The following is a 22,386-nucleotide window of genomic DNA, read 5'->3' as shown; positions in this document are numbered from 1 at the left end:
CGCACCGCGTTCTTACGGCGACAGGTGAATTGACGCAGTCAAATCGCCGAGAGCCTGAGAGATGAAGAAGATTAGAAAGGGGCGCTCGCTAGAGCGCCCTTTTTGCGAGGGGGAAAGATCTATCAAAATGCGGATCAGACGCAGAGGATTAGTTTCGGATCTCAATCACGCGACCACCGGCGAGGTCAGCAGGAAAGATTGCATTGGCATGTGCCAGTTCGCGGAACAGGACGCCATTGCATATCCCAACCTGATAGGCTTGGAACAGCTCTCCGGTTTGCAATGCGCGTAAGTTGAACGCGACCAATGGTGGCGAAGCTCGAAGAGCGTCGATGGTTGCCTTGCTGCCGCATAGCGTCGCGCCCGCGCCAAGCTCATCAAGGCTGCGCGCTGGACTGTTGTCAGGGACGACAACATACCCTTGAACGCGTGTGACCTGTGGTTGCTTCGGCGCTGGGTCTGGATTCAGTCCGGTTGTAAGCCAGTAGATCAAAACCGCTGTCAGAACCGCAAGCGATAGCTTCGAAAACCAATTTGCCATGATCCCCTCGCATTTTGCTTCAGGTTAGAGGGTACACGTATTAGTCCAGCCTATCATTGCGGTGAATCAATCGTGTCAGCCAGATGTGAGTGATCGATGTCAAACGATCATGGGCGCGCGATTTGGGCAGGTTCGACTTCGCACTTCTGTGTAAAATGCCCCGCCCGGTCTGTGTTCGGGTGCTTTTGCAACGTCCAGAATTGTTCGGCCATGGGTTTTGTGACATCAAAGCCAGCGGCGGTCAGCCGCTGCTTTGCACGTTCAAGCAGGTCCAGGCGTTGTTCGTGCGTCCGCGGCGTGACCATCCCGATGTTCAACGCGTCGTCGTCGATCTGCTTGGTGTTCAGAAAGACCATCGTATGCCCGGGCACGCTGGCCACGGGGGTAAAATAATCGGCCAGAAGTTCCATCTGCATGGCAATCCAGGGCAGGCGCCAGAACAGATAGTCCTGCTGTACCACCAGCGACTGGCCGGGAATGAGTGACGGAAAGAAGGTGCGGGTCATCGCGTCCATTGTCTGAACGGATTTCGACGCATCCATGACCAAGATCTCGATCGGGCCTTCGTCCCAGATTTGTTCCTCGATCTGGCCCGGATGCAGTGCGATGCGTTCGGTCCAGGGCGTTAGAAGGTCGATCGCCAGATCCAGAGTTTTACTTCCCTCGAACGGCGCGACGCCTTGTGCGTAAAGGATGTGTTCTTTCGCGGCTTCATTTGCGCCGAACCGGTCATAGGCGTGGATCAGGCCGGTGTGGCCCGCAAGTTGGTGTCCGGCGGCCAGCCGCGCAGTCGACCCACCGACGAAGCAGCCCAGATCAACGACGGCGCCCTTGTCCTGCATCCATTCCGACGTGGCCCAGAAATAGAAACGCTGCTCTTCCGGGGCCAACATGGTCGGCACCTTTGCCGCTTGCGCCAGCAAGGCTGGATCAAGCGCGTCCCACGGGTCGTCTTTGAAAATCGCTGGATCGGTCATTGCAGAACCTGTTTTTAAGCTTACGTGGAAGATAGCACCAAAAATGTCAACGAAAGCTCTTGATAATCCGGGCGCGCTGGCATAATCGCTGTCTCGGTCCTAGGGGTATAGCTCAGTTGGTAGAGCGACGGTCTCCAAAACCGTAGGTCGCGGGTTCGAACCCTGCTGCCCCTGCCACCACCTTCACCAACAGTGACGATCCAGCGATGCACCGCTTAGCGGTCCCGTGCCTGTTGTCGTGATGCATGGTCCGCGTTACATGCCATAGCATGAGTATTTTGCGTTCAACCCTTCTGTCCCTTCCGGTGATTGCCGCCTCGGCCCTGCCGCTCGCAAGTCATCCGCACGTGTTCATCGATGCTGGTGCGAATCTGTTGTTCGACGATGCGGGGCAATTGGCCGGAGTGCGGGTGTTTTGGGCGTATGACGAGTTCTATTCGTTGCTTATGGTCGAAGATAACGGTCTGGATGCGGACGGGGATGGCGTTCCCGAGCAAGCCGCCTTGGACGCCTATGCAGGCAAGGATGTGGACTGGGCCGCAGGATTTCCCGGTGATCTATATTTGCAGAACGCAGGCGCGGATGTAGCTCTGTCCGGGCCGGTCGAGCACGGCATGCGCTACGAGGATGGGCGCGTGATCAGCTGGCACATCCGCCCGCTGGAGACTCGTCTTTCGGTCGGTGTGGATCCTTTGTTGGTGCAGATCTATGACCCCACCTTTTTTGTGGCCTATGACGTGGTTCTACCGGTCACCGTTCAGGGGCGGGACAGTTGCAGTGTCGCGCAGGTGCCAGCAGATTTGAATGCCGCCTATGACAAGGTGGAGAGCCTGCTTTATGGCCCCGACAGCGTCGAGTATTCCGAGGATAGTTATCCCGAGGTGGGCGATTTGTTTGCCGATCAGTTGTTGCTGACATGCTCCGAGTAATCTCAATCCTATCCCTTGTCATTCTGGTGGTCGGTGTCGCGCTGTGGGCCACCGGCGCGCTGGAGGGCGTGTCGGCCTGGGCGGCAGACTGGCAGCGGCAAGTGCAGACTTCGATGGCACGCGGATTGCGCGCGCTCAGGGCAGGGGAGCCGGGCGCGTTGCTTGCGCTTTTGACAATCTGTTTTTCCTACGGGTTCTTTCACGCGGTCGGGCCGGGGCACGGTAAGGTGTTGATCGGGGGGTATTCTTTGGCCTCGCGCGCGACCATGTGGCGGATGTCCTTGGTGGCGTTGCTGTCCTCGCTTGCGCAGGGGATGAGCGCTATCCTGCTGGTGTTTGCAGGCGTGCTGGTCCTGAACCTGACGCGCCAGCAGATGGTCGGACTGGCCGAGGATTGGTTTGCCGATGCGAGCTATGGTGCGATTGCGTTGATCGGGCTTTATCTGTTGGTGCGGGGTGCGCGGAAGCTGTTGCGGATTGCGCGAGCCGAAGCACATTCGCACGACCACGACCACGACCACGACCACGACCACGACCACGACCACGACCACGACCACCATCATCATGATCATCATGACCACGATCATCCGGATCCCAACTTCTGCCACGACTGCGGACATGCGCACGCGCCCGGCCTTCATGATGTGGAAGCCGCCGGAAACTGGCGCGAGTTGGCGGTCCTGATCGCGGGCGTTGCCATCCGACCCTGCACGGGCGCGCTGTTCCTTTTGGTGCTCACATGGCAGATGGGCTTGGTCTGGCAGGGCATACTGGGCGTTGTCGCGATGGCGTTGGGAACTGCTAGCGTGACCATTGTCACGGCCTTAGTCGCGGTCGGGCTGCGCGGAGGACTGTTGGCGGGGCTTCTTGAAGGCGGTGGTTCACTGGCCGCACGCGCTGTCCCCCTGTTGGAAATCGCCGCTGGCGCGCTGGTTGTGATCGTCGCTTTAGGCCTTTTAGGCGTGGTTTGACGGTGAAGGCTTGAAAACCCCGTGCGCATTGCGTAATTGACCGCCTATCATATGAAAGGCCGAAAACAGATGACCAATCCGTTGCAATTCATCCAGCAAGTGCGCGCCGAGGTGTCCAAAGTCACCTGGCCGACCCGCCGTGAGGTTATGTTGACCACCGGTATGGTGTTCGTGCTGGCTGCTCTTACGGCATTGTTCTTTTCGCTTGTGGACCTTGGCATCCGCAGCGGTCTGTCCGCCGTGCTGGGCTACTTCGGCTAACGCTCGGTCTTTGCCCTTGAAATGAGCGTATTTCGGGGGTAGTTCGGGCATCACTTCGGGAAGGGCGTGTGGCGAATCAAGTTGCACGCCGATTTTTTGTTCCCGGAAACGAAATTGAAAATGTCCCTTCGGGGCGCAGGAATGCAGAGGCTGACATGGCGAAACGGTGGTATTCGGTAAGCGTGCTGTCGAACTTCGAAAAGAAGATCGCAGAGGCAATCCGTGCTTCGGTCGAAGAAAAAGGTCTTGAGGACCAGATCGACGAAGTGCTGGTGCCGACCGAAGAGGTCATCGAGGTGCGCCGCGGCAAGAAGGTCACGACCGAGCGTCGCTTCATGCCGGGTTACGTTCTGGTCCACATGGAAATGTCGGACGAGGGCTATCACCTGATCATGTCGATCAACCGCGTCACCGGCTTCTTGGGTCCGCAGGGTCGTCCGATGCCGATGCGTGACGCCGAAGTTCAGGGCATCCTGGGCCGCGTCGAAGAAGGCGCCGAGGCACCGAAGCTGATGATCAGCTTCGAAATCGGCGAGAAAGTCGCCGTGACCGACGGCGCGTTCGAAGGCTTCGACGGTCTGGTCGAAGAAGTGGACGAAGAAGGCCAGCGCCTGAAGGTGGCTGTGTCGATCTTTGGCCGGGAAACCCCGGTCGAACTGGATTACACGCAGGTCTCGAAGCAGGGCTGACGTGTTGAAGACGCGGGAGGGGCGGTGATCGCGATCACCAATCCAGACCGCGGCAATGAGAAGGCGAAGGGACGCGTCCCCGAGCTGTTGTTAAAGGAGAAGCCAAATGGCTAAAAAACTCGCTGGCACGATGAAACTGCAGGTTCCTGCAGGTCAAGCCAACCCCAGCCCGCCCGTCGGCCCCGCACTGGGTCAGCGCGGCATCAACATCATGGAATTCTGCAAGGCGTTCAACGCCAAGACGCAGGATCTGGAGCCCGGCGCGCCGTGCCCGACCGTGATCACCTACTACCAGGACAAGTCCTTCTCGATGGACATCAAGACGCCCCCCGCGTCGTACTTCCTGCGTAAGGCTGCCAAGCTGAAGTCGGGTGCAAACAACCCCGGTCGCGAGACCGTTGGCACCGTGACTGCTGCTCAGGTGAAAGAAATCGCCGAAGCAAAAATGAAAGATCTGAACGCAAACGACATCGACGCTGCGATGCAGATCATCCTGGGCTCGGCCCGCTCCATGGGCATTGAGGTGAAGTAAGATGGCAAAACTGGGTAAACGTACCGCTGCCGCTCGCGAAGCCTTCGCCGGCAAAGAAAACCTGAGCGTTGAAGACGCTGTTGCACTGGTTAAGGGCAACGCCAACGCCAAGTTCGACGAAACCATCGAAATCGCAATGGCGCTGGGTGTTGACACCCGTCACGCTGACCAGATGGTCCGCGGCGTTATCGGCCTGCCGAACGGCACCGGTAAAACCATGCGCGTTGCCGTGTTTGCTCGTGGCCCGAAAGCTGAAGAGGCTCAGGCTGCTGGTGCAGACATCGTTGGTGCAGAAGACCTGATGGAAACCATTCAGGGCGGCACCATCGAATTCGATCGCTGCATTGCCACCCCTGACATGATGCCGATCGTTGGCCGTCTGGGTAAAGTTCTGGGTCCGCGCAACCTGATGCCGAACCCGAAAGTGGGCACCGTGACCATGGACGTCAAAGCAGCTGTTGAAGCTGCCAAGGGCGGCGAAGTTCAGTTCAAGGCTGAAAAAGGTGGCGTGGTTCACGCTGGCCTGGGCAAAGCCTCGTTCGACGAAGCCAAGCTGGTTGAAAACGTGCGCGCCTTTGTGGACGCCGTTCAGAAAGCCAAGCCCTCGGGCGCCAAAGGCACCTACATGAAGAAAATCTCGCTGAGCTCGACCATGGGCCCGGGCGTAACGCTGGACGTGGACAACGCCACCGGCAACTGAGTTTCTTCAGTCTGAATTCAGAAAAGGGCGTCCTGATCGGGCGCCCTTTTTTCATGCGGTTCGTATGAGAATTTTGAGAAGTCGGGATTCTGTGCTAGGGTCATCGCACTGGGCGTCCGGGGTTTCTTGACCGAGCGCCCTGTTAGGGGTTGGAAAACCCTTCGAAACGTCCTAAATAGACCGAGCATTCCAGCGTTCGATTCGTCGTGCGCTGTTTTGCGTTTCGTCCGAGACGGTGGGTGACGCCGGTGGGCCAAGCTGAAAAGCGACCGCGCACAAGTGTCATAATTCCTGCCTGAGATGGGAAATGGACAAAAGAATTCTCACGGCCGCTTGGCCTTGGGGCGATTTTGCGAAGGACCCTTATCGCGGACCCGATTGCCGGGTTTTCCTTGAAAACTCGGTAAAATATGAGCCGGAGGGGTCAAACCCTCCATACTTGGAGTGAAACTGTGGATAGAGCACAAAAAGAAAAAGTGGTCGAAGAACTCGGCCAAATCTTTGAAAGCTCTGGCGTCGTTGTGGTTGCCCACTACGCCGGTCTCACGGTTGCTGAAATGCAGGACCTGCGTTCGCAAATGCGCGAAGCTGGCGGGTCGGTGCGTGTTGCCAAGAACAGGCTCGCCAAAATCGCCCTTGAAGGTAAGCCGGCCGCTTCGATCGCCGACTATCTGACGGGTATGACCGTTCTTGCCTATTCCGAAGATCCTGTGGCTGCGGCCAAGGTCATGGATAAGTACGCCAAAGATAACGAGAAGCTCGTGATCCTTGGTGGTGCTATGGGCGAGGATGCTCTGGATCCGGCTGGTGTTAAAGCCGTCGCCGCTATGCCGTCGCGTGAAGAGCTTATTGCTTCGATCGCTGGCTGTATCGGTGCACCTGCTTCGAACATCGCTGGGGCCATTGGCGCACCTGCTTCGAACATCGCATCCATCCTCGAAACCATCGAGGAAAAGGCTGCTTAAGCAATCAGAGACCAGCGGAGCGGAAAATCGCCTCACGTTGGAACACATCTAAATACGGAAAGAAGTCAAATGGCTGATCTGAAAAAACTTGCTGAAGAGATCGTGGGTCTGACCCTGCTTGAAGCACAAGAACTGAAAACCATCCTCAAAGACGAGTATGGCATCGAGCCCGCCGCTGGCGGCGCAGTTGTAATGGCAGCTGGCGGCGACGCCGGTGGCGCAGCAGCTGAAGAAAAAACCGAGTTCGACGTTGTTCTGAAGAACGCCGGCGCCTCGAAAATCAACGTGATCAAAGAAGTTCGCGGCATCACCGGTCTTGGCCTGAAAGAAGCCAAAGAGCTGGTCGAAGCTGGCGGCAAGATCAAAGAAGGCGTTGACAAAGCAGAAGCAGAAGACGTGAAAGCCAAGCTGGAAGCAGCTGGCGCAGAAGTCGAACTGGCTTAAGCTTTACGCTTTTGGGCCCACGGTGGCCCACAAAATCAAGGCTGGGCCCGGAGAAATCCGGGTCCAGCCGAACCTGTCTTGAAGAGGGCCTGAATGCAGGCGTTGTTCTGGGAAAGGTTCAATGGATCGGGAGGGAACCCTTGGGCGGGTTTCCATGAATTGGTTCGAACCCCCGTCTCGGACGAGGTGTCGCCGGCGACCCAACGGTTGGCGCCTCAGTTGAGAAATGAAAGGTAAATACCTTATGGCGCAGACCTATCTTGGCCAGAAACGCTTGCGTAAGTACTACGGCAAAATCCGTGAAGTTCTGGAAATGCCGAACCTGATCGAGGTTCAGAAAAGCTCGTACGACCTTTTCCTGAATTCCGGCGATCAGCCCGAGCCGATGGACGGCGAAGGCATCAATGCTGTTTTCCAGTCGGTTTTCCCGATTAAAGATTTTAACGAAACCTCGATCCTCGAGTTCGTGAAATATGAGCTGGAAGAGCCGAAATTTGACGTTGAAGAATGCCAACAGCGCGACCTGACCTATTCGGCACCGCTGAAGGTTACCCTGCGTCTGATCGTGTTTGATGTGGACGAAGACACTGGCGCGAAGTCGGTAAAAGACATCAAAGAACAAGACGTGTTCATGGGCGACATGCCCCTGATGACGCCGAACGGCACCTTTGTCGTCAACGGCACCGAGCGCGTGATCGTTTCCCAGATGCACCGTTCGCCGGGCGTATTCTTCGACCACGACAAGGGCAAGACGCACTCGTCGGGCAAACTGCTGTTCGCCTGCCGCATCATTCCCTACCGTGGTTCGTGGCTGGACTTCGAATTCGACGCCAAAGACATCGTCTTTGCCCGTATCGACCGTCGCCGCAAACTGCCTGTGACCACCCTGCTGTATGCGCTGGGTCTGGACCAGGAAGGCATCTGTGACGCGTATTACGACACCGTTCAGTTCAAGCTGAAGAAGAACAAAGGTTGGGTCACCAAGTTCTTCCCCGAGCGCGTTGCCGGCACCCGTCCGGTACAGGATCTGATCGACGCCAAAACCGGTGAAGTGATTGCCGAAGCTGGCAAGAAGGTCACCCCGCGCGCCGTCAAGAAGCTGATGGAATCGGGCGAAGTCACCGACCTGTTGGTGCCGTTCGACAGCATCGTTGGTCGATTTGTCGCCAAAGACATCATCAACGAAGAAACCGGCGCGATCTATGTCGAAGCCGGTGACGAGCTGACGCTTGAGCACGACAAAGACGGCGAGCTGATCGGCGGTTCGCTGAAAGAGCTGCTGGATGCGGGCATCACCGACATCCCGGTTCTGGACATCGACAACGTGAACGTGGGTGCCTACATCCGCAACACGATGGCCGCTGACAAAAACATGGGTCGCGAAACCGCGCTTATGGACATCTACCGCGTCATGCGCCCGGGCGAGCCGCCCACGGTTGAAGCGGCTTCGGCTCTGTTTGACACGCTGTTCTTCGACAGCGAGCGTTACGACCTGTCGGCTGTTGGTCGCGTGAAGATGAACATGCGTCTGGCTCTGGATGCGGAAGACACCCAGCGCACCCTGCGTCGCGAAGACATCATCGCCTGTATCAAGGCGCTGGTAGACCTGCGTGACGGTCGTGGCGACGTCGACGACATCGACCACCTGGGCAACCGTCGTGTACGTTCGGTCGGCGAACTGATGGAAAACCAGTACCGCGTTGGCCTTCTGCGCATGGAGCGCGCGATCAAGGAACGTATGTCCTCGGTCGAGATCGACACCGTGATGCCGCAAGACCTGATCAACGCGAAACCGGCTGCTGCCGCTGTTCGCGAGTTCTTCGGCTCGTCGCAGCTGTCGCAGTTCATGGACCAAACGAACCCGCTGTCGGAAGTCACCCACAAACGCCGCCTGTCGGCGCTTGGGCCGGGTGGTCTGACCCGCGAACGTGCTGGCTTCGAGGTGCGTGACGTTCACGCCACCCACTATGGCCGTATGTGTCCGATTGAAACGCCGGAAGGGCCGAACATTGGTCTGATCAACTCGCTGGCCACCTTTGCCCGCGTGAACAAGTACGGCTTCATCGAAACCCCGTATCGCAAGGTTGTGGACGGCAAGGTCACGGACGAAGTGAACTATATGTCCGCCACCGAAGAGATGCGTCACACTGTGGCTCAGGCCAACGCGCATCTGGATGCGGATGGTCGTTTCGAGAACGATCTGGTGAACACCCGTCAGTCGGGCGAATACACCATGGCGCCGCGCGACAACGTTGACCTGATTGACGTATCGCCGAAGCAGCTGGTCTCGGTTGCTGCATCGCTGATCCCATTCCTTGAAAACGACGATGCTAACCGCGCTCTGATGGGTTCGAACATGCAACGTCAGGCAGTTCCGCTGCTGCGTGCCGAAGCTCCGTTTGTGGGCACCGGTATTGAAGGCAAGGTTGCCATCGACTCGGGCGCGGCCATTCAGGCCAAGCGCGGCGGGATCATCGACCAGGTGGACGCCACCCGTATCGTGATCCGTGCCACCGAAGATCTGGGTCTGGGCGACGCTGGCGTTGACATCTACCGTCTGCGCAAGTTCCAGCGTTCGAACCAGAACACCTGCATCAACCAGCGTCCGCTGGTGAAAGTAGGCCAGAAGGTTTCGAAAGGCGAAGTGGTTGCCGATGGTCCGTCCACCGATATGGGCGAACTGGCACTGGGTAAAAACGTGGTCGTCGCGTTCATGCCTTGGAACGGCTACAACTACGAAGACTCGATCCTGATCTCGGAACGTATCGCACGTGATGACGTCTTCACTTCGGTACACATCGAAGAGTTTGAAGTCGCTGCCCGTGACACCAAGCTTGGGCCGGAAGAAATCACCCGCGACATCCCGAACGTCGGTGAAGAAGCGCTGCGCAACCTCGACGAGGCTGGCATCGTTTACATCGGTGCGGATGTAGAACCGGGCGACATTCTGGTTGGTAAGATCACCCCGAAAGGCGAAAGCCCGATGACGCCGGAAGAAAAGCTTCTGCGCGCCATCTTCGGTGAAAAAGCTTCGGACGTACGCGACACGTCGCTGCGCGTGAAGCCGGGTGACTTCGGTACCGTTGTTGAGGTCCGTGTCTTCAACCGCCACGGGGTTGAGAAAGACGAACGTGCCCTTCAGATCGAGCGTGAAGAGGTCGAAAGCCTTGCCCGCGACCGTGATGACGAGCTGCACATTCTGGAGCGCAACATCTATGCCCGCCTGAAGGACATGATCCTGGGCAAAGTGGCTGTCAAAGGCCCGAAAGGCGTGAAAGCCGGTTCGACCATCTCGGAAGAGCTGCTGGAAGGTCTGTCGCGCGGTCAGTGGTGGCAACTGGCGCTTGAGGACGAAGACGATGCGAAAATCGTTGAAGCCCTGAACGAACAGTTCGAAGCCCAGAAACGTGCTCTGGATGCGCGCTTTGAAGACAAGGTCGAAAAAGTCCGTCGTGGCGACGACCTGCCGCCGGGTGTGATGAAGATGGTCAAAGTCTTCGTTGCCGTGAAGCGTAAGCTTCAGCCGGGCGACAAGATGGCCGGTCGTCACGGGAACAAAGGTGTTATTTCCAAGGTTGTACCGATGGAAGACATGCCGTTCCTTGCCGATGGTACGCCGGTTGACTTCTGTCTGAACCCGCTGGGCGTTCCGTCGCGTATGAACGTTGGTCAGATCCTTGAAACCCACATGGGTTGGGCCGCACGCGGACTGGGTCTGAACATCGACGAAGCTCTGGGCGAGTATCGTCGTTCGGGCGACCTGACCCCGGTTCGTGAAGCTATGCGCATCGCCTATGGCGAAGATGTCTACGAAGAAGGCATCTCGGGCATGGACGAGGACGAACTGGTGGATGCAGCGGGCAATGTGACCCGCGGTGTTCCGATCGCGACCCCGGTCTTCGATGGTGCCAAGGAAGCAGACGTCAACAACGCTCTGGAACGTGCTGGTTTCGACACCTCGGGTCAGTCGGTCCTGTTTGACGGCCGCACCGGCGAGCAATTCGCACGTCCGGTTACGGTCGGCGTGAAGTACCTGCTGAAACTGCACCACCTGGTCGACGACAAGATCCACGCCCGTTCGACTGGCCCGTACTCGCTTGTTACCCAGCAGCCGCTGGGTGGTAAGGCGCAGTTCGGTGGTCAGCGCTTCGGTGAGATGGAAGTCTGGGCTCTGGAAGCATATGGCGCGGCTTACACGCTGCAAGAGATGCTTACCGTCAAGTCGGATGACGTTGCTGGCCGTACCAAAGTGTACGAGAGCATCGTCAAAGGCGAGGACAACTTCGAAGCCGGTGTACCGGAATCGTTCAACGTTCTTGTCAAAGAAGTCCGCGGCCTCGGCCTCAACATGGAACTCCTGGATGCGGAGGGCGAGGAGTAAGGCGCCCGCCTTACCCCTCCCACCCTTCCCCTGATTAAAGGAAACGCAAAATGAACCAGGAACTGACAACCAACCCGTTCAACCCGCTGGCCGCCCCCAAGGTGTTTGACGAGATCAAAGTCTCTCTCGCTAGCCCGGAACGGATCCTTTCGTGGTCGTATGGCGAAATCAAAAAGCCCGAGACCATCAACTATCGTACCTTCAAGCCCGAGCGTGACGGCCTGTTCTGTGCCCGTATCTTTGGCCCGGTCAAAGACTACGAATGCCTGTGCGGCAAATATAAGCGCATGAAGTATCGCGGCGTTGTCTGCGAGAAATGTGGTGTTGAAGTTACCCTTCAGAAAGTACGCCGCGAGCGTATGGGCCATATCGAGCTGGCAGCCCCTGTCGCTCACATCTGGTTCCTGAAGTCGCTGCCGTCGCGCATCGGCCTCATGCTGGACATGACCCTGCGTGATCTGGAACGCATCCTGTACTTCGAAAACTACGTTGTGATCGAGCCTGGTCTGACGGACCTTCAGTATGGTCAGCTGATGACCGAAGAAGAGTTCATGGACGCCCAGGACACCTATGGCATGGACGCCTTCACCGCCAATATCGGTGCTGAAGCCATCCGCGAAATGCTGTCGGCGATCGATCTGGAAGCCGAAGCCGAGCAGCTGCGCGCTGATCTGGCCGAAGCAACCGGTGAACTGAAGCCCAAGAAGATCATCAAGCGTCTGAAGATCGTTGAGTCGTTCATTGAATCGGGCAACCGTCCCGAATGGATGATCCTGACCGTGATCCCGGTCATCCCGCCCGAGCTGCGCCCGCTGGTGCCGCTGGACGGTGGCCGTTTCGCGACCTCGGATCTGAACGATCTGTATCGCCGCGTGATCAACCGGAACAACCGTCTGAAGCGTCTGATCGAGCTGCGCGCCCCTGACATCATCGTCCGCAACGAAAAGCGGATGCTGCAGGAATCCGTCGATGCTCTGTTCGACAACGGCCGTCGTGGCCGCGTGATCACCGGCGCCAACAAGCGTCCGCTGAAATCGCTGTCGGACATGCTGAAAGGTAAACAGGGTCGTTTCCGTCAAAACCTTTTGGGTAAGCGCGTCGACTTCTCGGGCCGTTCGGTCATTGTGACCGGTCCGGAACTGAAGCTGCACCAATGTGGTCTGCCGAAGAAGATGGCGCTGGAGCTGTTCAAGCCGTTCATCTATTCGCGCCTTGAAGCCAAAGGCCTGTCTTCCACTGTGAAGCAAGCCAAGAAACTGGTGGAAAAAGAGCGTCCCGAAGTTTGGGATATTCTGGACGAAGTGATCCGCGAACACCCGGTCATGCTGAACCGTGCACCTACGCTGCACCGTCTTGGCATTCAGGCGTTCGAACCGGTTCTGATCGAAGGTAAAGCCATCCAGCTGCACCCGCTTGTTTGTTCGGCGTTCAACGCTGACTTCGACGGTGACCAGATGGCTGTTCACGTGCCGCTGTCGCTTGAAGCCCAGCTGGAAGCACGCGTCCTGATGATGTCGACGAACAACGTTCTGTCGCCGGCCAACGGCGCACCGATCATCGTTCCGTCGCAGGATATGATCCTTGGCCTTTACTACATCTCGATGGAGCGTGAAGGCATGAAGGGCGAGGGCATGGTGTTCTCGGACGTGGACGAAGTGATCCACGCGCTGGACGCTGGCGAAGTGCACCTGCACGCTAAGGTTCAGGCGCGTCTGCCGCAGGTGGATGCCGAAGGCAATGTCGTCATGCAGCGTTTCGAAACCACGCCGGGCCGTATCCGTCTGGGCGCGCTTCTGCCGCAGAACAACAAGGCGCCGTTTAGCCTTGTGAACCGTCTGCTGCGTAAGAAAGAAGTGCAGCAGGTCATCGACACCGTCTACCGTTACTGCGGTCAGAAAGAGTCGGTTATCTTCTGTGACCAGATCATGTCGATGGGCTTCAAGGAAGCGTTCAAGGCTGGCATCTCGTTCGGTAAGGATGACATGGTTATTCCGGACACCAAATGGCCGATCGTGGACGAAACCCGCGATCAGGTTAAGGGGTTCGAACAGCAGTACATGGACGGTCTGATCACGCTGGGCGAGAAGTACAACAAAGTTGTCGACGCCTGGTCGAAGTGTAACGACAAAGTCACCGACGCCATGATGGACACCATCTCGGCGAACAAACGCGCTGAAGACGGCTCGGAAATGGAACCGAACTCGGTTTACATGATGGCCCACTCGGGTGCGCGTGGCTCGGTTACGCAGATGAAACAGCTGGGCGGCATGCGCGGCCTGATGGCCAAGCCTTCGGGCGAGATTATCGAAACGCCGATTATCTCGAACTTTAAAGAAGGCCTGACCGTGCTCGAGTACTTCAACTCGACCCACGGTGCCCGTAAGGGTCTGTCGGATACCGCTCTGAAAACCGCGAACTCGGGTTACCTGACCCGTCGTCTGGTTGACGTGGCACAGGACTGCATCGTGCGCGAGCAGGACTGCGGCACCGAAAACTCGATCACCGCAGAAGCGGCTGTAAACGACGGTGAAGTTGTGGCCTCGCTGGCGGAGCGCATTCTGGGTCGTGTTGCGGCCGAGGACGTTCTGGTTCCGGGCACCGAAGAAGTTCTGGTTGCCAAGAACGAGATCATCGACGAACGCAAAGCAGATGCCGTGGAAGAGGCTGGCCTGACCGCCATCCGTATTCGCAGCCCGCTGACCTGTGAAAGCGAAGAAGGCGTCTGCGCCAACTGCTACGGTCGTGACCTGGCGCGCGGTACCAAGGTGAACATCGGTGAAGCTGTCGGCATTATCGCTGCGCAGTCGATCGGTGAACCCGGCACGCAGCTGACCATGCGTACGTTCCACATTGGTGGTGTTGCGCAAGGTGGCCAGCAGTCGTTCCAGGAAGCCAACCAAGAAGGCAAGATCGAGTATCGCAACGCGTCGGTACTGGAAAACCGTGATGGCGAAATCGTCGTTATGGGCCGCAACATGGTTATGGCCATCATGGGCGACAACGGTGAAGAACGTGCTTCGTTCAAGATCGGCTACGGTTCGAAACTGTTCGTCAAAGATGGTGCCGACGTGGCTCGTGGCGACAAGCTGTTCGAATGGGACCCGTTCACTCTGCCGATCATCGCCGAGAAAGACGGTACCGCGAAGTTCGTTGACCTTGTCAGCGGCATCTCGGTTCGTGACGAAACCGATGACGCAACTGGCATGACACAGAAGATCGTGTCGGACTGGCGTTCGGCGCCGAAAGGCAACGAGCTGAAGCCGGAAGTGATCCTGGTCGCAGAAGATGGCGAGCCGGTCCGCAACGATGCGGGCAACCCGGTTCACTATCCGATGTCGGTTGACGCCATTCTGTCGGTCGAAGACGGTCAAGGCGTGAAAGCTGGTGACGTTGTTGCGCGTATCCCGCGTGAAGGTGCGAAGACGAAAGACATCACCGGTGGTCTGCCGCGTGTTGCTGAACTGTTCGAAGCCCGTCGTCCGAAAGATCACGCGATCATCGCTGAAATCGATGGTTACGTGCGCTTTGGCCGCGACTACAAGAACAAGCGTCGCATCTCGATCGAGCCGGCAGATGAGTCGATGGAAACCGTGGAATACATGGTGCCCAAAGGCAAACACATCCCGGTTGCCGAAGGTGATTTCATCCAGAAGGGTGAATACATCATGGACGGTAACCCGGCGCCGCACGACATCCTGTCCATCATGGGTGTCGAGGCTCTGGCTGACTATATGATCGACGAAGTTCAGGACGTGTATCGTCTGCAGGGCGTGAAGATCAACGACAAGCACATCGAAGTGATCGTGCGCCAGATGCTGCAGAAATGGGAGATCCTGGATTCGGGTGAAACCACGCTGCTGAAGGGCGAGCACGTCGATAAGGCCGAGTTCATGGCTGCGAACGAAAAAGCCGCCGCTGAAGGGCGTCGTCTGGCCTCGGCCGAGCCGATCCTGTTGGGGATCACCAAGGCTTCGCTGCAGACCCGTTCGTTCATCTCGGCTGCGTCGTTCCAGGAAACCACCCGCGTTCTGACCGAGGCTTCGGTTCAGGGCAAACGCGACAAGCTGGTTGGCCTGAAAGAGAACGTGATCGTGGGTCGTCTGATCCCGGCTGGTACCGGTGGGGCAACCCAGCAGGTCCGCGCCATCGCTCAGAAGCGCGACCAGAAGGTGATCGAAGAAGCCCGCGCCGAGGCCGAAGCCGCAGCTGCACTGGCTGCTCCGGTCGAGGACGTGTTCGGCGATGCACCCGAAGACGATCTGGGTCTGGTCGACACCCCGGAAATGGGTGGCGACGAGCAGCCCTGATCGGCGCTGACATAAGATTTGGAAAGCCCCGCCTTGTGCGGGGCTTTTCTTTTTGGGCTTGGCCCATTCGGAAAACGCTGTTTAGGTGTCCGAACGCATTCAAGGATCTACTCCACCATGCCTTCGGACAACTTCAAAGCCGCCGCGCTGATGACCGGCTCGATGGCTGGCTACACGTTCAATGACGCTTGTATGAAAGTGTTGTCGACAACTATGCCGCTGGAACAGGCGGTGTTCTTACGGGGTGTTTTGACCTGCGTACTGCTCTACGTTTTGGGGCGCTACTTGGGCACATTGAGGTTCAACCTGACGCGCCGGGAATGGAAGCTGATCGGGTTGCGCTGTGTTGGCGAAATCGGCGCAACCTATTGTTTTCTCACGGCATTGTTTCACATGCCCATCGCCAACGTCACCGCGATCCTTCAGGTCTTGCCGTTGGTCATCGCGCTGGCCGCATGGGCTTTCTTATCCGAGCCTTTGGGCTGGCGGCGGTTGGCAGCGATCGGTGTGGGCTTCATCGGCGTGCTTTTGATCATCCAACCCGGCGCAGGCTTCTCGGTCTGGTCGCTTTATGCGCTGGCCGCGGTCGGTTTCATCACCTTCCGCGATCTGGTGGTGCGGAAACTGTCGCCCGAAACGCCGTCGATGACCGTGGCAATCATGGCGGCGTTGTCGATCACCATAGGATTTGGTGTCGCATCTGTTGGCGTGGACTGGGCGCCCGTTGATGGCTGGTCGGCGACCATGCTGGGTATGGCGGCTTTCTTTGTTTTCTTGGGCTACCTCTTCTCGGTCATGGTGATGCGCGTCGGGGACATCGCCTTCGCGGCGCCCTTCCGCTACACGGGTCTGATCTGGGCGCTGATCCTTGGGCTGGTCTTGTTCAATGAATGGCCAAACCAACTGACCTTGATCGGCGCAGCGATTGTTGTTGGCACCGGCCTCTTCACCCTGTTTCGTGAGCGCAAAGCGGCACAAAGCGTAGCACGTTAGGCTGTCTGGTTTCGAGGCTCTGGCTTCGGAAGGCTCTGCGCCATGTCCTTGTGGTAGATGAACCGCGGATCTTTCTGGTGGTTGTCCCCGCGCTTCGCACACATCGCTTTCACCAGATCGGCACAGCACAGATGGTGCAGGCGTAGAACGCCTGGGATCGCGACAAGCTTGGCATATTCCGCATCGAACCGATCTTTGAAGGCCAGCGTAGACGTGTTCTCGACGCTGGTGTGATTGAAACGGTTGAAGAAATCATCCGTATAGCGATTGACCGACCCGGCGGACCCTGGGCTGCCTTTCTTGAAGGCAAACTGCTCTTTCGTTTGCAGGATGTAGTGGTTCAGATGCGCCGCCTTATGTGTGACCAGCTTGTGATGAGATCCGTTCAGCGCGTTCAGGGTGGGGTGGAAATCCTCGAACCAGCTTTCGTCTGAGAAGACCCAGTGATTGCTGCCCGTGTCCCACTTCCCTTCACCGCGCCAGAATTTCGGAGCATGTGAGCGCAGCCGTCCAAACTCCAACGGTTTATAGACGAAGCTTTTCACGCAGTTGTTTTGCCGGGCCTTTTCTGGTGCGCTTTTCAGGAAGCGTTGGTGGACGAACCGGTCCTCCCATTGATCCTCGTCCCCTGTGCCGAAGATCAGCCAATGAATGGACATGCCGCGGAACCGTTCCTCGGCGCCATTTCCGATCAACTCGTCAATGGTGCCATTGCCCTTACGGATCACCAGATATTCGTCCACATCGCACGAAAACATCCAGTCGCACTCTTTCAAAAAGGGATGCGAGCGCGCCGCCTTGTAGGCCGAGCCCAAAGGCGTCTCGTCCGGTTTTGGGTGGTGCCGTTTTGCAGCCAGAACACCATGACGTTCCAACAGTCGCAAAAGCTGCGGCATGCGGTCGGTGCAGTCGTTATGCATGATCAGGAACTTCTCGAAACCAAGCATCCGGTTCCACGCCAACCATTCCAACACGAACGCCCCTTCGTTTCGCATGCAGGCCAGCATCAAAGTGCCCTTCATTTGAAACTCCTGGTCTTGAACAATCAGCTTTCGGCAGCCTACAAGGGGGCAGGCCGCGCTGCAATGCAGAGGGCCCGCTGTTGACAGCGCCGTCGACTCCCCTTATACGCGCGAGCATCCAGCTGGGTGTACCCCGGCTATCCAAGTATTGAGGGATCAAGTTCGGGCTACTTTGAAGCACCGATCCTCTGTGAACCAACCGCGACGTTTGCCTCGGAATGGAAACGCTCGCGGGTTTTCGTTTTGCGGGCGCGTGTGGGGCAACCTGTCACAAACTTGTAACGCGAAACAGATTTAACCGCGTGGGGGCTTCCCTGCGTAGACTGAGTTGAGAAACGGGAAAAGAGCCCTATGCCAACGATCCAACAGCTGATCCGCAAGCCGCGTCAGCCCAAAGTCAAGCGTTCCAAGTCGCAGCACCTGGAATCTTGCCCCCAGAAGCGCGGTGTATGTACCCGCGTTTACACCACGACCCCGAAAAAGCCGAACTCGGCTATGCGTAAAGTTGCGAAGGTTCGCCTGACCAACGGCTTCGAGGTTATCTCCTACATCCCCGGTGAAAGCCACAACCTTCAGGAGCACTCGGTGGTTCTGATCCGTGGCGGTCGTGTAAAAGACCTTCCGGGTGTCCGCTACCACATCCTGCGTGGTGTTCTGGATACCCAGGGCGTCAAAGACCGTAAGCAACGTCGTTCGAAATACGGCGCCAAGCGTCCGAAGTAAGGAGAGTCAGATATGTCTCGTCGTCACGCCGCTGAGAAGCGCCAGGTCCTGCCCGATGCCAAATTTGGTGATGTGGTTCTGACCAAGTTCATGAACAACCTGATGATCGATGGTAAAAAATCGGTTGCAGAGAAAATCGTCTATAACGCGCTGGATCGCGTTGAAGACAAAGTCAAGCGTGCCCCCGTGGAAGTGTTCCACGAAGCGCTGGACAACGTAAAACCGTCGGTCGAAGTTCGCTCGCGCCGCGTAGGTGGTGCCACCTACCAGGTTCCGGTTGAAGTTCGCCCCGAGCGTCGCGAAGCTCTGGCCATCCGCTGGCTGATCTCGGCTGCTCGTAACCGCAACGAGAACACCATGGAAGAGCGTCTTGCCGGCGAACTTCTGGACGCTGTGAACTCGCGCGGTACTGCCGTTAAGAAACGCGAAGACACTCACAAAATGGCCGACGCGAACAAAGCGTTCAGCCATTACCGCTGGTAACGCCAAGGAAGGACGAACACCATGGCACGCGAATATCCGCTCGAGCTGTACCGCAACTTCGGTATTATGGCTCACATCGACGCAGGTAAAACCACCTGCTCCGAGCGTATCCTGTACTACACCGGCAAATCCCACAACATCGGTGAGGTGCACGATGGTGCAGCCACCATGGACTGGATGGAGCAGGAGCAGGAACGCGGCATCACCATCACGTCGGCTGCGACGACCACTTTCTGGGAACGCACCGAAGACGGTGAAACCGCTCAGACGCCCAAGCACCGCATGAACATCATCGACACCCCCGGCCACGTTGACTTCACCATTGAAGTTGAGCGTTCGCTGGCGGTTCTCGACGGTGCTGTTTGTGTTCTGGACGCCAACGCTGGTGTTGAACCCCAGACCGAAACCGTGTGGCGTCAGGCTGACCGCTACAAGGTTCCGCGCATGGTGTTCGTCAACAAGATGGACAAGATCGGCGCTGACTTCTTCAACTGTGTGAACATGATCGAAGACCGCACCGGCGCACGCGCTGTTCCGGTTGGTATTCCGATCGGCGCAGAGTCGGAGCTGGAAGGCCTGATCGATCTGGTCAACATGGAAGAGTGGCTGTGGCAGGGTGAAGACCTTGGCGCATCGTGGATCAAAGCACCGATCCGTGACAGCCTGTCGGACATGGCCAACGAGTGGCGCGAGAAGATGATCGAAGCCGCCGTCGAGCAAGACGACGACGCGATGGAAGCCTATCTGGAAGGGAACGAGCCCGATGCAGATACCCTGCGCAAACTGCTGCGCAAAGGTACTCTGGCACTGGACTTCGTTCCGGTTCTGGGTGGTTCGGCTTTCAAAAACAAAGGTGTCCAGCCGCTGCTGAACGCTGTGATCGACTATCTGCCCAGCCCGCTGGACGTTGTGGATTACATGGGCTTCAAACCCGGTGACGAAGAAGAAACCCGTGACATCGCCCGCCGTGCGGACGACGACATGGCCTTCTCGGCTCTGGCGTTCAAAATCATGAACGACCCCTTCGTTGGCTCGCTGACCTTCACCCGTATCTACTCGGGCGTTCTGAACAAGGGCGACAGCATCCTGAACTCGACCAAAGGCAAAAAAGAACGCGTTGGTCGTATGATGATGATGCACTCGAACGATCGTGAAGAGATCGAAGAAGCATTCGCAGGCGACATCATCGCGCTGGCCGGTCTGAAAGACACGACCACCGGTGACACTCTGTGTGACGCGAAAGATCCGGTTGTTCTGGAAACCATGACCTTCCCCGATCCGGTTATCGAGATCGCGGTTGAGCCGAAGACCAAAGGCGACCAGGAAAAAATGTCGCAAGGTCTGGCACGTCTGGCCGCTGAAGACCCCTCGTTCCGCGTGGAAACTGACCTGGAATCGGGCCAGACCATCATGAAGGGCATGGGCGAACTTCACCTGGACATCCTGGTGGACCGTCTGAAGCGCGAATTCAAAGTGGAAGCCAACATTGGTGCCCCGCAGGTTGCTTACCGCGAGACCATCTCGAAAGCGGTCGAGCACACCTACACCCACAAGAAACAGTCGGGTGGTTCGGGTCAGTACGCTGAAGTCAAAATGGAAATCATGCCGACTGAAGCTGGTGAAGGCTATTCGTTCGAAAGCCGCATCGTTGGTGGTGCTGTTCCGAAGGAATACATCCCGGGTGTTGAAAAAGGCATCAACTCGGTTATGGACAGCGGCCCCCTGGCTGGCTTCCCCGTAATCGACTTCAAGGTTGCCCTGATCGACGGTAAGTTCCACGACGTTGACTCGTCGGTTCTGGCCTTCGAAATCGCTGCCCGTATGTGTATGCGCGAAGGTATGCGTCTGGCTGGCGCCAAGCTGCTTGAGCCCATCATGAAAGTGGAAGTCATCACGCCCGAGGAATACACCGGTGGTATCATCGGCGACCTGACCTCGCGTCGTGGTCAAGTGGCAGGCCAAGAGCCGCGCGGCAACGCCGTTGCGATCGACGCCAACGTTCCGCTGGCCAACATGTTCGGCTACATCAACACGCTGCGCTCGATGTCTTCGGGCCGTGCGCAGTTCACGATGCAGTTCTCGCACTACGATCCGGTTCCGCAGAACATCTCGGACGAAATTCAGGCGAAATACGCCTAAGTTCGAGTGGTGGATCAACCGTGTATTTGAAGGGTTCGAACATACTCTATGCGCCTGTGCCTAAGTGCGCATGCTCGTCGCTGAAAGATTTCTGCGCACACGTAGAGTATGGGACGCCCTTCAAAGACACGGAATTCGCCGCGGATGGTAGAAAGCTTCATGGAGTTTTCCGTTCGGTCAGGTTTGCGCGCCTGAAAGGGCAAGGGCCTGAAACGGCATGGAAGTTTGCCGTTATCCGCCATCCGGTGGATCGAATTGTCTCCTGTTACGAGCAAAAAGTCATTGATGGCGCGTTTGCTATCGAGCAGGTGCCTGAAGACGAACTGAAAAAAAAGGGACTCAGCCGAAAGCCAAGTTTGGCTGAGTTCGTCGAGCGGCTCTCTGGTTATCAATCGGTGAGCAAGATCATCAAAAAACATTCGCTGCCGCTGACGTATTTCTTGGGGGAAGACCCAGATTTCTTTGACAGGATATATAATATGTCGGAGATAACTGAGGCCTTTTCGGACATTAACGAACGTGCCGGAACCCAAGTGCTGCCCAAAAGGCGAAATTCGTCGCATAAGCGTGTGAATGCTGAAGATGTGAACGCTGAAGTCTGTCGGATGATTTTAGAAAAGTACCGGACAGATATCGAAATATTCGGACCATATCTCGGTTCGAGCAAATTTGCGGTTGCAAATGATTGTGCCGCGACCATCAAAAGGAGGCCATCATGGCTAAGGAAAAGTTTGAACGCGGTAAACCGCACGTTAACATCGGCACGATTGGTCACGTTGACCACGGCAAGACGACGCTGACGGCAGCGATCACCAAATTCTTTGGTGACTTCAAAGCATACGACGAGATCGACGGTGCACCGGAAGAGAAAGCCCGCGGCATCACCATCTCGACCGCACACGTTGAGTACGAGACCGAGAACCGTCACTACGCACACGTTGACTGCCCCGGCCACGCCGACTACGTCAAGAACATGATCACCGGTGCGGCCCAGATGGACGGCGGCATTCTGGTTGTGAACGCAGCTGACGGCCCCATGCCGCAGACCCGCGAGCACATCCTGCTGGCGCGTCAGGTTGGTGTACCTGCGCTGGTTGTTTTCATGAACAAAGTTGACCAGGTAGACGACGAAGAGCTGCTCGAGCTGGTTGAGATGGAAGTTCGTGAACTGATGAACGAATACGACTTCCCGGGCGACGACATGCCGATCATCGCAGGTTCGGCTCTGGCCGCTATGGAAGGCAAGAACCCGGAAATCGGTGAAGAGAAAATCCGCGAGCTGATGGCTGCTGTGGACGAGTACATCCCGACCCCGGATCGTCCGGTTGA

The 22,386-nt window shown here is 57.3% G+C and carries 19 protein-coding genes and 1 tRNA gene; 17 read left to right on the top strand and 3 right to left on the bottom strand.

The features are described 5' to 3' along the window. Positions 1-148: 148 nt before the first annotated feature. Positions 149-541 (bottom strand): hypothetical protein, encoded by a 393-nt coding sequence (locus tag EOL43_RS14930; protein ID WP_133489717.1) that lies wholly within the window; start codon positions 539-541, stop codon positions 149-151. Positions 542-648: 107 nt separating this feature from the next. Then, complete coding sequence (locus EOL43_RS14925; RefSeq protein WP_133489716.1) at positions 649-1,518, bottom strand: hypothetical protein; 870 nt, start codon at positions 1,516-1,518, stop codon at positions 649-651. Positions 1,519-1,619: 101 nt separating this feature from the next. On the opposite strand from EOL43_RS14925, the gene EOL43_RS14920 reads away from it, so the two are divergent. From EOL43_RS14920 to EOL43_RS14865, 12 genes are all read left to right on the top strand, one after another. Continuing rightward, positions 1,620-1,695 (top strand) — tRNA-Trp (locus EOL43_RS14920). 92 nt (positions 1,696-1,787) lie between these two features. Continuing rightward, positions 1,788-2,447 (top strand): DUF1007 family protein, encoded by a 660-nt coding sequence (locus tag EOL43_RS14915; protein WP_166636259.1) that lies wholly within the window; start codon positions 1,788-1,790, stop codon positions 2,445-2,447. Then, positions 2,435-3,418 (top strand): nickel/cobalt transporter, encoded by a 984-nt coding sequence (locus EOL43_RS14910; RefSeq protein ID WP_133489714.1) that lies wholly within the window; start codon positions 2,435-2,437, stop codon positions 3,416-3,418. Before EOL43_RS14915 ends, EOL43_RS14910 begins: the two co-directional genes overlap by 13 nt. 69 nt (positions 3,419-3,487) lie before the next feature. Continuing rightward, on the top strand, positions 3,488-3,679 hold the full coding sequence (gene secE / locus EOL43_RS14905) for a preprotein translocase subunit SecE (RefSeq protein ID WP_133489713.1): 192 nt from the start codon (positions 3,488-3,490) through the stop codon (positions 3,677-3,679). 155 nt (positions 3,680-3,834) lie between these two features. Next, on the top strand, positions 3,835-4,368 hold the full coding sequence (gene nusG, locus EOL43_RS14900; RefSeq protein ID WP_133489712.1) for a transcription termination/antitermination protein NusG: 534 nt from the start codon (positions 3,835-3,837) through the stop codon (positions 4,366-4,368). A gap of 106 nt (positions 4,369-4,474) precedes the next feature. After that, positions 4,475-4,900 carry a 50S ribosomal protein L11 gene (gene rplK / locus EOL43_RS14895; protein ID WP_133489711.1) on the top strand — a complete coding sequence of 142 codons (426 nt, stop codon included), beginning with the start codon at positions 4,475-4,477 and terminating at the stop codon, positions 4,898-4,900. A gap of 1 nt (position 4,901) precedes the next feature. Next, positions 4,902-5,600 (top strand): 50S ribosomal protein L1, encoded by a 699-nt coding sequence (gene rplA / locus EOL43_RS14890; protein ID WP_133489710.1) that lies wholly within the window; start codon positions 4,902-4,904, stop codon positions 5,598-5,600. A gap of 452 nt (positions 5,601-6,052) precedes the next feature. After that, a complete protein-coding gene (gene rplJ / locus EOL43_RS14885) occupies positions 6,053-6,565 on the top strand; it encodes a 50S ribosomal protein L10 (protein WP_133489709.1) in 513 nt (170 codons plus the stop codon). A gap of 69 nt (positions 6,566-6,634) precedes the next feature. After that, positions 6,635-7,009, top strand: coding sequence for a 50S ribosomal protein L7/L12 (gene rplL / locus EOL43_RS14880; protein WP_133489708.1), 375 nt, complete (start codon positions 6,635-6,637; stop codon positions 7,007-7,009). 244 nt (positions 7,010-7,253) lie between these two features. After that, positions 7,254-11,390, top strand: coding sequence for a DNA-directed RNA polymerase subunit beta (gene rpoB, locus EOL43_RS14875; RefSeq protein ID WP_133489707.1), 4,137 nt, complete (start codon positions 7,254-7,256; stop codon positions 11,388-11,390). Positions 11,391-11,440: 50 nt separating this feature from the next. After that, the gene (gene rpoC, locus EOL43_RS14870) at positions 11,441-15,697 is read left to right on the top strand and encodes a DNA-directed RNA polymerase subunit beta' (RefSeq protein WP_133489706.1); all 4,257 of its coding nucleotides are present in this window, start codon (positions 11,441-11,443) and stop codon (positions 15,695-15,697) included. Between the two features lie 117 nt (positions 15,698-15,814). Further along, positions 15,815-16,690, top strand: a complete 876-nt coding sequence (locus tag EOL43_RS14865) for a DMT family transporter (protein WP_133489705.1) — start codon at positions 15,815-15,817, stop codon at positions 16,688-16,690. Here EOL43_RS14865 and EOL43_RS14860 read toward each other — a convergent pair. After that, positions 16,687-17,712: a glycosyltransferase family 2 protein gene (locus tag EOL43_RS14860; protein ID WP_133489704.1), complete on the bottom strand. Its 1,026-nt coding sequence runs from the start codon at positions 17,710-17,712 to the stop codon at positions 16,687-16,689. The two genes, EOL43_RS14865 and EOL43_RS14860, sit on opposite strands and share 4 nt — an antisense overlap. Positions 17,713-18,063: 351 nt before the next feature. Between EOL43_RS14860 and rpsL the strand changes: the two genes are divergently transcribed. The 5 genes from rpsL to EOL43_RS14835 form a co-directional block, all read left to right on the top strand. After that, on the top strand, positions 18,064-18,435 hold the full coding sequence (gene rpsL / locus EOL43_RS14855) for a 30S ribosomal protein S12 (protein WP_008182915.1): 372 nt from the start codon (positions 18,064-18,066) through the stop codon (positions 18,433-18,435). Between the two features lie 12 nt (positions 18,436-18,447). Further along, positions 18,448-18,918 carry a 30S ribosomal protein S7 gene (gene rpsG, locus EOL43_RS14850; RefSeq protein WP_133489703.1) on the top strand — a complete coding sequence of 157 codons (471 nt, stop codon included), beginning with the start codon at positions 18,448-18,450 and terminating at the stop codon, positions 18,916-18,918. A 21-nt stretch (positions 18,919-18,939) separates the two neighbouring features. Beyond that, a complete protein-coding gene (gene fusA, locus EOL43_RS14845; RefSeq protein ID WP_133489702.1) occupies positions 18,940-21,057 on the top strand; it encodes an elongation factor G in 2,118 nt (705 codons plus the stop codon). 20 nt (positions 21,058-21,077) lie between these two features. Beyond that, positions 21,078-21,857, top strand: coding sequence for a sulfotransferase family 2 domain-containing protein (locus tag EOL43_RS14840; protein ID WP_166636258.1), 780 nt, complete (start codon positions 21,078-21,080; stop codon positions 21,855-21,857). Next, the coding region (locus EOL43_RS14835) for a GTP-binding protein (protein ID WP_133489700.1) at positions 21,773-22,386 on the top strand (614 nt) is incomplete at its 3' end. The genes EOL43_RS14840 and EOL43_RS14835, both read left to right, overlap by 85 nt.

This window comes from Aliiroseovarius marinus (assembly GCF_004360145.1).
Taxonomy (GTDB): Bacteria; Pseudomonadota; Alphaproteobacteria; order Rhodobacterales; family Rhodobacteraceae; genus Aliiroseovarius; species Aliiroseovarius marinus.
This window is presented reverse-complemented; position numbering and strand designations above follow the sequence as displayed.

Excerpts from the sequence above, each read along its gene's own strand:
- rpsG (WP_133489703.1), top strand. The coding sequence starts at position 18,448 with ATGTCTCGTCGTCACGCCGCTGAGAAGCGCCAGGTCCTGCCCGATGCC.
- fusA (WP_133489702.1), top strand. The coding sequence starts at position 18,940 with ATGGCACGCGAATATCCGCTCGAGCTGTACCGCAACTTCGGTATTATG.
- rplK (WP_133489711.1), top strand. The coding sequence starts at position 4,475 with ATGGCTAAAAAACTCGCTGGCACGATGAAACTGCAGGTTCCTGCAGGT.
- rplL (WP_133489708.1), top strand. The coding sequence starts at position 6,635 with ATGGCTGATCTGAAAAAACTTGCTGAAGAGATCGTGGGTCTGACCCTG.
- rpoC (WP_133489706.1), top strand. The coding sequence starts at position 11,441 with ATGAACCAGGAACTGACAACCAACCCGTTCAACCCGCTGGCCGCCCCC.
- rplA (WP_133489710.1), top strand. The coding sequence starts at position 4,902 with ATGGCAAAACTGGGTAAACGTACCGCTGCCGCTCGCGAAGCCTTCGCC.
- EOL43_RS14860 (WP_133489704.1), bottom strand. The coding sequence starts at position 17,712 with ATGAAGGGCACTTTGATGCTGGCCTGCATGCGAAACGAAGGGGCGTTC.
- EOL43_RS14865 (WP_133489705.1), top strand. The coding sequence starts at position 15,815 with ATGCCTTCGGACAACTTCAAAGCCGCCGCGCTGATGACCGGCTCGATG.
- EOL43_RS14925 (WP_133489716.1), bottom strand. The coding sequence starts at position 1,518 with ATGACCGATCCAGCGATTTTCAAAGACGACCCGTGGGACGCGCTTGAT.
- rpoB (WP_133489707.1), top strand. The coding sequence starts at position 7,254 with ATGGCGCAGACCTATCTTGGCCAGAAACGCTTGCGTAAGTACTACGGC.
- EOL43_RS14910 (WP_133489714.1), top strand. The coding sequence starts at position 2,435 with ATGCTCCGAGTAATCTCAATCCTATCCCTTGTCATTCTGGTGGTCGGT.
- EOL43_RS14930 (WP_133489717.1), bottom strand. The coding sequence starts at position 541 with ATGGCAAATTGGTTTTCGAAGCTATCGCTTGCGGTTCTGACAGCGGTT.
- secE (WP_133489713.1), top strand. The coding sequence starts at position 3,488 with ATGACCAATCCGTTGCAATTCATCCAGCAAGTGCGCGCCGAGGTGTCC.
- rpsL (WP_008182915.1), top strand. The coding sequence starts at position 18,064 with ATGCCAACGATCCAACAGCTGATCCGCAAGCCGCGTCAGCCCAAAGTC.
- nusG (WP_133489712.1), top strand. The coding sequence starts at position 3,835 with ATGGCGAAACGGTGGTATTCGGTAAGCGTGCTGTCGAACTTCGAAAAG.
- EOL43_RS14915 (WP_166636259.1), top strand. The coding sequence starts at position 1,788 with ATGAGTATTTTGCGTTCAACCCTTCTGTCCCTTCCGGTGATTGCCGCC.